The organism is Pseudomonas sp. NPDC089547 (assembly GCF_050280665.1).
Taxonomy (GTDB): Bacteria; Pseudomonadota; Gammaproteobacteria; order Pseudomonadales; family Pseudomonadaceae; genus Aquipseudomonas.
In genome coordinates, this window is record NZ_JBNNVS010000021.1 from 99,946 (window position 1) to 111,332 (window position 11,387).

Here is an 11,387-nt window from a genome sequence, read left to right on the forward strand (position 1 = left end):
GGGTCCGATAACTGTCCTCTCGCAAAACCTGTGCCACCGAATAAAACGAATAAAATCATATAGATGTTGGCATTTAACTGCTTGGATCACTGTACGGTAACTGTAGCAATCTGTTGCTTCACTGTTGCCGGGTAAACAGCGCTCGATGTTCAGAGATTGGCGGCCCTGGTTTGCACTTCAGCCTCCGGCATCAACTGTCCCGGCATATCCTCAAGCAAACGCCGCGTATAGTCGCTCCCCGGTCGCCCGAACACCTCTTCGGTGGGGCCCTGGTCCACCAGTCTGCCCTGGCTCATCACCAGCACCTGGTCACTGATGCCGCGTACCGTTGCCAGGTCGTGGGAGATGAACAGGTAAGTCAAGCCAAGTTCTTCCTGCAAACCTTGCAGCAGGTCCAGCACCTGCGCTTGCACCGGTGCATCCAGCGCCGATAGCGGTTCGTCCAGCACCAGCAGCTCCGGTTCCGCCGCCAGCGCCCGGGCTATCGCCACGCGCTGGCGTTGCCCGCCGGAGAGTTGGGCAGGGCGGCGATGCAGCAGCTCGCCCGGCAAGCCGACCCGCTCCAGCAGTGCCAGTACCCGCGCGCGGTGGTCCCGACGCTGGCCTATTCCGAACGCGCGCAGCGGCTCGCTGATGATGGCAAGCAGATCCTGGCGTGGGTCCAGTGCTGCATAGGGGTTCTGGTAGACCAGTTGCACCCGCCGGCGGTAACCGTGCAATTGGCGGCGACCGGCCCCGAGCACCTCCAGGCTGTCGAAGCGCACGCTGCCCGAGCTGGCCTGCTCCAGGGCCAGGATAATCCGCGCCGTGGTGGACTTGCCCGAACCGGACTCGCCCACCAGGCTGGTGGTGGTACCCCGTTGCAGGCTGAAGCTGACGCCATCCACAGCCGCCGCACCGTGTTTGTCGAAGCGCCGATGCAGCTGGGTAACCTGTAGCAGCGGAGGTTCCCGACTCACCCTTGGCGCCACGCGGCGCTGTTGCAAACGCGCCAGCGGCGAGGCCTGCAGCAACTGGCGGGTGTAAGGGTGCTCCGGGGCATGCCACAGTTGCGCCGGTGTACCGCTCTCCAGCAAGCGACCGTGGCGCATCACCAGAATGCGGTCGGCGCGATCCAACGCCACCGCCAGGTCATGGGTGATCAGCAGCAGGCTGCTGCCGCGCTCGCGGACCAACTGCTGCAAACGGTCGAGGATTTGCCGTTGTACGCTCACATCCAGGGCGCTGGTAGGCTCGTCGGCGATCAGCAGCGGCGGGTCGTTGGCCAGGGCAATGGCGATAAGCACCCGCTGGCACATGCCACCGGACAGTTGATGGGGGTAGCGGGCGAGCAGGGTGTCCGGCGCCTTCAGCCCGACTTCCCGCAGCAGCTCCAGGGCACGCGGACGGGCCTGGGCCAGGGGCACACCGTGCACCGTCATGGTTTCTATCACCTGGGCTCCGATAGTCTTCACCGGGTCCAGCGAAGTACCCGGGTCCTGCGGCACAAAGCCGACCAGGCGACCGCGACGCTGGCGCCAGGCGTGCTCGTCGAGGCTGGCCAGTGCGTGCCCCTGAAGCCACAGTTGCCCGTGCTGGCGCGCCGACTCCGGCAACAAGCCGGCCAGCGCCGCGGCTGTGGTGGATTTGCCGGAGCCAGATTCGCCGACCAGGCAAACGATCTCGCCTGCCGCTATGTCCAGGTCCAGCTCCTGCACGGCGGCCTGCGCCGCCCCCGGATACTCGACCCCGAACTGACGGACACGCACCAACGGTACACTCATGTGTGTTCTCCCTGAAGACGTTGCAAGCCCCGGCCAAGTTGCTGGGTGGCGAGCACTACGCTGGCCACCACCAGCCCCGGCAGGGTGGTGTACCACCAGGCGGCGACCATGTAGTTGCGCCCCTCGGCAATCAACAGGCCCCATTCCGGTTGCGGCGGCGGGGCACCGAAGCCCAGGAAGCTGAGGGCGGAGACCGCCAGTACCGCACCGGCAAACTCCAGTGCCGCCAGGGCGAGCAAAGGGCTGGCCGCATGGGGCAGGACGTGCCGGCACAGATTGGTCCAGGCGCCAACGCCGGCCACTTGTGCGGCTTCGACGAATACCCGGCTGCGCCAGCGCAGGACTTCGCCCCGGGCCAGCCGGGCGAACACCGCGACCGACGACAGCCCGACCGCGATAGCAATCTCCAGCGTGCCGAAGCCAAGGGCGGTGACGATGGCCATGGCCAGCAACAGGGCCGGAATCGCCATTAGCACCTCCACCAGCACCGCCAGAACCCGGTCGGCAGTACCACCGAACCAGCCGGCGATGCCGCCGAGCAGGGTCCCGGCGAGCAGGGCGATCAGCACCGCGATGGCGGTGGCCTGCAATGACAGCGCCGCCCCATACACGCAGCGGGCGTAAAGGTCGCGGCCCAGATGGTCGGTGCCGAACCAATGCTGCGCCGAGGGCGCGCGCAGCGTACGGGTGGGGTCGGCGAGCAGCGGGTCGAGGCCGGTGAACAGCCCGGGGAAGAACGCCCAGCCCAGCAGGAGCAGGAACAGCACCAGGCTCAGCGCCACCGGCAAGCCAGGCCGGTGGCGCCACGATGGCGACGAGGAAATGGCGGGTTGCAGGATCATGGTCGCCTCCCTTGGCGAATGCGCGGGTCCAGCAGTGGGTAGAGCAAGTCGGTCAGCAGGTTGGTCAGCACAAACACGGTCGCCGCGAGCAGCACCACGCCCTGCACCACGGCGATGTCCTGGCTGGCCACTGCAGCCTGGGCCAGGCGGCCCACGCCGTCGCGGGAGAACACCGTTTCGGTGACTACTGCGCCGGCCAGCAGGTTGCCGAGCAAGGTGCCGGTCAGGCTGAGCAGGGGGATCGAGGCGTTATGCAAAATATGCCGCCACAGCAACGACCAGCGCCCGACCCCCTTGCTGCGCAGGGCCTGGACAAAGGGCTGGCGGCTGACGCCGGCGATGGAGCGGCCGAGTACCTGGGCGATCATTGCGGCGCAGGGCAGGGCCAGGGTGAGTGCCGGCAGCACCAGGCTGGCGAGGCCGTGATCGCCCATGGCCGGCAGCCAGTGCAGGCGGAAGGAGAACAGTTGCAGCAACAGCAGGCCGACCCAGAAGGTTGGCAGCGATACCACCAGTGCCGGCGCGTTGTGCAGCGCCGCCTGTAGCGGGCGCCGCCGTACCTGGTGGGCCGCCAATGCCACGCCGATTCCCAGCGGCACGGCGATCAGCAGCGCGGCAAAGGCCAGGGCCAGGGTCGCCGGGAGTGCCGCGGCCAGGGCCGCCGTGACCGGCTTGCCAGTCTGCAGCGATACGCCAAGGTCCAGGTGTAACAGCCGCCATAGGGCGCCGCCGTATTGCTGCCAGAGGCTGCCGTCCAGGTGATAGCGGGCACGCAGTTCGGCGACCTGTGCCGGATCCGCCGTGCCCGGCTCGCCGCCTTGGGCGAGCAGGATCCCGATCGGATCGCCCGGCAGGGCATACAGAATGGCGAACGACAGGCTGAAGGCCGCCCACAGCACCAGCAAGGCCTGGGCCAGACGCCAGAGTGCAGAGGTGTGCATGCTCATTGGCCTCCTGGTTGTGCCAGCCACGTGTCGTAGAATTGCAGGCGCGTCGAAGCCTCGTAGTGCAGGCCGCGAACGACATCACGGAAAGCGGTGACGGTGGCCATTTCCACCAGCGGAATCACATGGCCCAGGTCCAGCAACTCGGCGCTGGCCTGCTGGATCAGTGCGCCACGTTTCTGCCCGTCGAGGCTGGCCGCCGAGTCGAGCAGCAGCCGGTCGAGTGGCAGCGGTGCGCGAACGTTGACGTTGCGTCCCGGCGACAGGAATACCGTGCGCAGTACGTCCGGATCGGCCCGGGTGAGGTTGAAGAACCACAGGCTGTAGTCGAGAGAGGTCTGTTGCAGGCTGACCTGGCCGATGGTGGATTTGTTCAGGCGCAACTCGACGCCGATCGTGCGCAGCTGTTGCTGCACCAGCTCCAGCACCGGGGTGGTGGCCTGCCAGTAGTCGAGGGCGAAGCCTAGCCGCTTGCCGTCGCGCTGGCGCCAGCCATCGGCACCCTTGCGCCAGCCGGCGTCATCCAGCAGCTTTTGCGCACCCGCCGGATCGTAGGCCAGGTGACTGCTCTGATCCTGGTAAAACGGCGTGCTGCTCGCCAGCACCGACGTAGCCGGCTTTTGGTAACGGGAAATCACCCCCTGGAACTGGCTGCGGTCGATGGCCTTGTTCAGCGCCTGGCGCACCGCCAGCTCATCCAGCGGCGCCCGTGAGACATTCGGCGTCAGGCTGAAGACGATGCCCGGGTTGAGGCGATTGATCGAGGGTACGCCCTGGGCTTGCAGCACCGCTTCGTCCTGCACCGGCACGCTGGTGTTCACGTCGATCTGCCCGGACAGCAGGCTGCCCAGGCGTACGCCGGACTCGGGGAGGACATGGAATTCGATGGCGTCCAGCCAGGCGCGGCCTTGGTGCGCGGCAATCGAAGACGGCCAGTGGTAATCGGGGCGGGCCTCGATGCGTACCAGCCTGTTGTGAGCGAAGCTGTTCACCGTGAACGGCCCGGAACCCACCAGGGCACCCTGGCAGCGCTCCTCGGCAGTGCGTTTCAAGGTGTCGAGGGAAAACAGCCCGAGGCTCATGGTTGAACTGGCCTGGAGAAACTGGGCGTTGGGCTGCCTGAACGTGACGCGCACGCTCAACGGGCCGGTGACGTCCACCGATTCAAGGCCCGCCAGATAGGTCCCGGCCAGTTGCGCACGCGCCCCAAGCGCGACGATCGCCTCGAAGTTGGCCTTCACCGCTGCCGCATCCAGCGGGCTGCCATCGGCAAAGGTCACCCCTTCGCGCAGGTGGAAATCGAACTGCCGCGAATCCTCGCTGACTTCCCAGCGCTCGGCCAGCCAGGGCAGGATCTCGGCGCTTTGCGGGTCCTGGTCGGTAAGCGAGTCGACCAGTTGCCGCCCCACGTTGAGTGCAGTGTTGTTGCCGGCCTGCTGCGGGTCGATGCAGTTCGGGTCGCCGTCGAAGGCTACGCTCAGTACACCGCCAGTCTGCGGCTGCGCCGGGGTGCCGGTGGCGGCCGATTGCTCCGGCTTACTGTCGCAGCCGGCCAGGGCCACGGCGATGGCCAGGATTGCCAGGGGTCGAATCATGGACGTTCCTCAGAAGAACCGGTTGGCGCGGTAGGGTAGGCCGAGGTTTTCCCGCAGCGTGGTACCGGCGTATTCGCGCTGGAACAACCCACGGCGTTGCAGCTCGGGGACCACACCGTCGACGAAATCGTCGATGGCCGAATGCAGGCCGCTGAACATGATGTTGAAGCCGTCGGCGGCATCCGCTTCGTACCAGGCATGCAGGTCATCGGCGATGCTTTCGGGCGTACCGATCAGTATCCGATGGCCGCCGGAGGTGAGCTGGTTGAACAGCTGGCGCACGGTCGGGCGCTCGCGGCGTATCAGGTCGAACACGAGCTTCTGCCGGCTCTGGTGGGTGTTGGTGGTGAACTGCTCGGGGGGCAATGGCACTACTTCGTCGAAGGGCAGTTCGGACAGGTCGTAGCCGAGGCTGACGAACTTCGAAATCGAACTGAGGAAGGCTTTCGGCTCCAGCAGTTCCTGCTGGCGGTCATATTTGGCCTGGGCTTCGGCGAGGGTTTTGCCGACCACGGGGGAGACGCCCGGCAGGATCTTCAGTTCATTCGCGCCCCGCCCGAACCCGGCGGCCGCGGCCTTGGTTTCCTGATAGAAGGCGCGACCCTGTTCGATGGTGTGTTGGGCGGTGAAGATCAGTTCACCCACCCGCGCCGCCAGACGCTTGCCCGCCACCGAAGCACCAGCCTGGGCCACCACCGGATGGCCCTGGGGCGAGCGCGAGACATTGAGCGGGCCGCGGACCTGGAAGTGCTCGCCCTGGTGACCCAGTACATGCAACTTGTCGATGTCCAGCCAGATGCCGCTGGCCTTGTCCTGGATGAAGGCGTCGTCGGCCCAGCTGTCCCACAGGCCGCTGACCACGTCGTAGAACTCCTCGGCGCGGGCGTAGCGGTCGTCATGTTCGACATGCTCCTGGCGATTGAAGTTTTCGCCACCGCCCAGGGAGGTGACCAGGTTCCAGCCGGCCCGGCCACCGCTCAGATGGTCCAGCGCGGCGTACTTGCGCGCCACGTTGTAGGGCTCGTTATAGGTGGTGCTGGCAGTGGCGATCAGGCCGATATGGCGGGTGCTGGCGGCCAACGCCGGCGCCAGGATCAGAGGGTCCCAGCGCACGCTGTTGGGCCCGCGCTGCAGGGCCAGGTCGAGTTTGACGTCGAGGGTGTCGTTGAAGAACAGCGAATGGAACCGCCCGGCTTCCAGCTTGCGGGCGATGTACTGGTAGTGCTCGAGGCTGCGGAAGGTATCCAGCGGCGCCTCCGGCAGGCGCCAGGCGCTGCCGCTGAGGGTGCCGGGGATGAAGGCGCCGAGTACGAACTGGCCTTGGCTCATGAACATTCTCCTGGCGCCCGCCGAACGAGGCGGGCGCTCGATCGTTGGGGTCAGAAGTTGTAGGCGATGCGGGTGTACCAGAAACCGCCATACGGATCGAACGGCGAGATCGAACCGAATTTCGGGAAGCCGTTGACGTCGCCGGCTGGGAAGGCGTTGTTATCGGCACGTACATCGAACAGGTTGTTGGCGCCCACGGCGATATCGAAGTTGTCGGTCAGCGCATAGGCCACTTCCAGGTCGGTGAGCCACTTGGCGCCGTAGGTCACGTCGTAGTCGGGGTTGGCGTCGCGAGCGATGACCTTGTCATAGCGGGTCACGGCGGCGTTGATGGTAAAGCGCTCGATCTGCCAGTTGGCGCTGAGGATCAGCTTGGTCTTGGGGTTGGCCACGGTGAGGTAACCCTGGGCCACACGGTCGAACAGTTCCAGATTGTTGCCAGCGGCCCTGAGAGTGGCTGGGGTCTGCTTGATGTCGTCTATCTCGGTCTTGTTGTAGTTGGCGCCGATGCCGTACTTGACCTGGCCGAACCGGCCATAGTCGACCCGGTAGTCGGCCACCAGGTCGATGCCGCGGGTGGTGGTGTCGGCGGCATTGGTGAAGTACTTGATGCGGTAGCCGGGCTTGTAGCCGTTGGCCACGAGGACCTGATCGACGCCGTTGCCATAAAGGAAGCCGGTCAGGGCGATGCGGTCGCGGATCTCGATCTGGTAGGCATCGAGGGTCACGCTGGCTTGTGGCAATGGCTGCCAGGTCAGGCCGAGGCTGATGTTGCGCGACTTCTCCGGGCTCAGGTCCTCGGCACCGAGGGCCTTGGCCAGCGCCGAATCGACCCGGGCGGTCTTGGCTTCGACGAACTGAGAGACGCCATTGACCGTGGTGTACTGGTTGGCGGTCTGTGCGTAGGTCGACTGCGACAGCGACGGCGCACGGAAGCCGTTGCTCAGCGTGCCGCGTATGGCAAAGGTCGGGGTGAAATCATAGCGCGCGGTCAGCTTGCCGCTGCGGGTATTGCCGCTGCTGTCGTCGTATTTTTCGAAGCGCGCGGCGGCCCCCAGGTAAAGCTTCTCGGTCGGGTTGAAACCGACGTCGAGGTAGCTGGCGTAACTGTTGCGGCTGGCCTGGCCTTCGTCCTCGGGTGTGAGGGTAATCGCACCTTGCGCACCGACCGAACCAGGTTGCCCGGCCAGTGGGCCGCTGGGGTAGATATAACCGCCGTTGATCCATGACAGCGGGTCGTCCGACTCGGTCTTGTAGCGCTCGTGCCGGTGCTCCAGGCCCCAGGATACTTGCAATGGCTTGCTCAGGCCGACCTCGAAGGCTCGGGTCAGGTCGAGGTTGTTGGTCCATTGGTCGAAGGTGTTGGTGTAGGTGTCGAAATGGGTCGGGCTGCCCGGGCCGAGCGAGGCGTTGAGGGTCTCGTCGGCGCCGGCCTGGCTTTTCGCCCGGCCGAAGGTGGAGCTGAGGTCCCAGTGCCAGGCGGCGATCTCGCCCTTGCCGCCAGCCGCGGCCTGGTAGTCGGTTTCCTTGAGGGTATAGAAGGGAGCAGTACCGTCCGGGTAGATCTCTGGAATGATGTTGGTCGAGTTCGGCCGTCGATAGTTTTGTCCGCCCTTGGCGTCGCGCTGGCTCAGGGTAGAGAAGGAGTACAGGGTCAGAGCGTCGCTCACCGGCAGTTCGGCGTTGTACGACAGGTTGATGGCCTTGATCTTCGGCAGGCCATTCTTCTGCACTTCACGGTCGGCTGTGGCATTGCGCGGGTCACCAGGGAAGTACAAGTTGCCGGTGGCCTCGCGGGAGCGGGTGGCGGTCTGCACCGACTTGGCATCCAGGGTGTAGTTGAAGAAGCCGCCGCTATCGCCCAGGGCCAGGCCCTGGTTGAGGGTCTGGCGCAGGTTGCCGCCGTCGCCGTCCTCGTAGTACTGGCCATACTGGGTACTGACCGAGCCGCCGTTGTCGTGCTGCTTGAGGATGATGTTGATGACCCCGGCGATGGCGTCGGAGCCGTACTGTGCCGAGGCACCGTCGCGCAGCACTTCGATATGGTCGATGGCACTGACCGGGATCATGTCCAGGTCCACCGGGTTGGTGCCGTAGGCGGCAGTGGAGTCGAGGTTGATCACCGAGCTGTTGTGGCGGCGCTTGCCGTTGACCAGCACCAGCACGTTGGAACCGTTCAGGCCGCGCAGGCTGTAGGGGCGGGCGACGCTGTCGTTGGAGGTGCCGGAAGGGCGCTGGGAGAATGACGGCAGGGTTTTCTGCAGGGCTTCACGCAGGCTGCTGGAGCCGGTCTGTTCGAGCTGTTTGCTGTCGATCACATCGATCGGTGCCGGGCTGCTGGTAACGGTGCGCACCTCGCTTCCGCGCGAACCGGTGACGATCACCGTGCCAAGCGCGGTGTCGCTGTCGGCGGCCAGCGCCAGTGGGTTGAACAGGTAGCCGGCGAGCAGCGCCGGGGCCATGGACAAGGGAGTGAATACGGACTTCATGACGGTTCCTAGGAATACGGTTGGCAGTCAGGCCCTGGATGTGCGATCGAGCGGGCTCTCATAGGTTGTTTCAGGTTTTCCAGGCATGGCCGGGCCCGCGGAAGGTCCATCGCTCCCGTGGTTCGGCGTGCCTGTGTCTCGTCCGGCGCGCGCCGGTACGCTTATGCCGCTGCGGGTTCCTGGCCGCTGAGCAAGGAACTGAAGCGTCGATCCCAGAAGTCGCGGACCGTTACCGGTTGGCGCAGCAGGCCGCTGTCATGGAAAAGATCGGCGATGCGCTGCTGGGCGGCGATGTCCTGGTCGCTGACCGGGAGCAGGCGACATGGCCGCTGGCGCTGGTCGAACTGTTGCAGGTAGAGGGTGCGGGAAATGCCGGTCAGGGCTTCGTTGCGCGCGGCCCAGGCCTGCGGATTGCGCTCCACCCAGTCCCATGTGGCACGCTCGCGTTCGAGGAAATCGGCGATCTGCGCCTGCTTGCCCGGTTGCGCCAGCACCTTCGCGGTGGTTGCGATCAGGTAATTGCTGCACGGGTAGCGGCCGGCGTCAGCCAGCAGTTCGCCGTCCATTTGCGTCAGTGCCTGGAGCGCCCCGATGCCGCCGGCGATGATGGCGTCCAGATGGCCGTTCTGGAACGCGACCAGCGCATCCCGCGCTGGCATTGGGCGCGCCTGGACATCGTCAAGGGCGAGGCCGTTGTCGCGTAGCAGGTTGAGCATCAGGTAGTGGGTGTCGGTGGCGCGCACGAAACTGATGCGTTTGCCCTTCAGGTCGGCGATCGAGTGGATGCCGCTGCCGCGCTTGGCGATCAGGCCGCTGCGGTTCTGCTCGCCCTGGTAGCTGGCGATCAGCACCAGCGGATTGCCGGCGGCACTGGCGAACAACGGCAGCACCGGGCTCATGAAGGCGTAGTCGAGGCTACCACTGGCGAAGGCTTCGAGGACCATGGCCCCGCCGGGAATGTCCACCCATTCCACGGGATAGGGCGTGGCGGCCTGACCGGCATCGCCAAGGAAGCTTGCGGCCTGGCCCTTGTAGCGCCAGACCCGCAGTGCCTTTGGGGTGTTCGCCAGCGCCGGAACCATGCCAGCGGCGAGTCCGAGCAGGGCGCTGCGCTGGATGAACCGGCGGCGGTGGAGGTCGATATTCATGGCTCAGTCCAGCAGATCGGGTTGTTGCTGGACGATACGGTCCCACAGCGGCAGGAAGTTCAACCACCCGAACAACTCCCGCTGGGCCGGATCGAAGCTGTCCTCGCCGGCTTGCGGAATGCGTGGCTGGCCGGCGGAATACGCCAGCAGATGAGCGTGGGCGGTGTCATCGGCAAGGATAAAGCGCCATGCCGCGCTCTCCACGGTCTGGCCGGTGGTCCATAAGCCATGGTTCTGCCAGACCAGCAGGTTGTTGCCGGCGAAGGTCTCGACGAAGGCGTGGGCCACCAGGTCGCGATCGGCGGTGCCCAGGGCATGGCGGTCGAACAGTACCTGCTCGCCGACAAAGGCCGAGGACTCGGCGGTGATCGGCTGGAACAGCTGGCCGAGGGACGACCAGACCCGGCCGTGGAAGCCGTGCAGATGAGCAATGCCGACTACCTCCGGGCGGGCCTTCTGCAACTCGTAGTGCAGTTCCAGGGCACTGGTGTTCAGCAGCCCGTCACCCTCCACGACCTGACCCTGACCGTTGACCCTCAGCAGATGGCTGGTGCGGATCTGCGAGAACGGCACGCCCAGCGGGTTGATCCAGTAGTGGTCTGTCTCGATCGGATCGCGGGCGGTGAAATGCCCAGCCAGGCCAACCTCGAAGCCCAGCTCGGCGAACAGCCTGTACGATGCAGCAAGGCGTTGCTTGCGGTGCAGGCGTTCGGCGTGGGGATCGGCGTGGGTAGTCGGGGCGCTGATTTGCAGGCGGTGGTTGTGGTTCGGCAGGCGGGCGATGCTATGGCTCATGGGGCGTACTCGCAGGTGGATGAATCGGGCGCCTCCACCGTGCGAGGGGTCGGGTCTGAAAGGACTGTAGCAAGCGGGGGCGAGGGGCAGAAATACTGTTTTGATCTATTTTTATTATTATTTTTCAGAATAAAAAATCAGATGGATATCCAACTATCGCATTTTAGTTCTGGGCCCATAGTCGGCAGAGAACTCTGTAAGAGCGGGCTTGACCCGCGAACACCGGCGCAGCCGGTGCCATGCACCGCGCTGGATTCTTCGCGGCTAAAGCCGCTCCCACAGGGTATGCGGGCCGCTTGCGAACTCAGTTCTCTGCGCTGTCGCGCAGAGAACTGATGCTGGCAGGCGCTCCGCGTACCCTGTGGGAGCGGGCGCGCCCGCGAAGAATCCAACACGGTGCATGGCACCGGCTGCGCCGGTGTTCGCGGGCACGCCCGCTCCCACAGGGTCCCTGCTAAATCAGTTAGTTACCTGAAGTTCTA

Annotated in this window: 8 protein-coding genes; all 8 read right to left on the reverse strand. The window is 65.4% G+C overall.

Going from position 1 to position 11,387, the window contains the following annotated elements; translation table 11 throughout:
• Positions 1-149 precede the first annotated feature (149 nt).
• The 8 genes from ACQKPZ_RS16450 to ACQKPZ_RS16485 all read right to left on the reverse strand — a co-directional run bounded on the left by ACQKPZ_RS16450 (position 150) and on the right by ACQKPZ_RS16485 (position 10,905).
• Positions 150-1,763, reverse strand: coding sequence for a dipeptide ABC transporter ATP-binding protein (locus ACQKPZ_RS16450; RefSeq protein WP_427539990.1), 1,614 nt, complete (start codon positions 1,761-1,763; stop codon positions 150-152).
• Positions 1,760-2,605: an ABC transporter permease gene (locus ACQKPZ_RS16455; RefSeq protein ID WP_427539993.1), complete on the reverse strand. Its 846-nt coding sequence runs from the start codon at positions 2,603-2,605 to the stop codon at positions 1,760-1,762. Before ACQKPZ_RS16455 ends, ACQKPZ_RS16450 begins: the two co-directional genes overlap by 4 nt.
• Positions 2,602-3,546 (reverse strand): ABC transporter permease, encoded by a 945-nt coding sequence (locus tag ACQKPZ_RS16460; RefSeq protein ID WP_427539996.1) that lies wholly within the window; start codon positions 3,544-3,546, stop codon positions 2,602-2,604. Before ACQKPZ_RS16460 ends, ACQKPZ_RS16455 begins: the two co-directional genes overlap by 4 nt.
• A 2-nt stretch (positions 3,547-3,548) precedes the next feature.
• A complete protein-coding gene (locus tag ACQKPZ_RS16465) occupies positions 3,549-5,144 on the reverse strand; it encodes an ABC transporter substrate-binding protein (protein WP_427539999.1) in 1,596 nt (531 codons plus the stop codon).
• 9 nt (positions 5,145-5,153) lie between these two features.
• Complete coding sequence (locus ACQKPZ_RS16470; RefSeq protein WP_427540002.1) at positions 5,154-6,473, reverse strand: LLM class flavin-dependent oxidoreductase; 1,320 nt, start codon at positions 6,471-6,473, stop codon at positions 5,154-5,156.
• 50 nt (positions 6,474-6,523) lie between these two features.
• Entirely contained in the window at positions 6,524-8,962 is a 2,439-nt protein-coding gene (locus ACQKPZ_RS16475) for a TonB-dependent receptor plug domain-containing protein (RefSeq protein ID WP_427540005.1), read from the reverse strand.
• Positions 8,963-9,123: 161 nt separating this feature from the next.
• Entirely contained in the window at positions 9,124-10,110 is a 987-nt protein-coding gene (locus ACQKPZ_RS16480; protein ID WP_427540008.1) for an ABC transporter substrate-binding protein, read from the reverse strand.
• A gap of 3 nt (positions 10,111-10,113) precedes the next feature.
• Positions 10,114-10,905 (reverse strand): class II aldolase/adducin family protein, encoded by a 792-nt coding sequence (locus ACQKPZ_RS16485; protein WP_427540011.1) that lies wholly within the window; start codon positions 10,903-10,905, stop codon positions 10,114-10,116.
• Between the last annotated feature and the right edge of the window lie 482 nt (positions 10,906-11,387).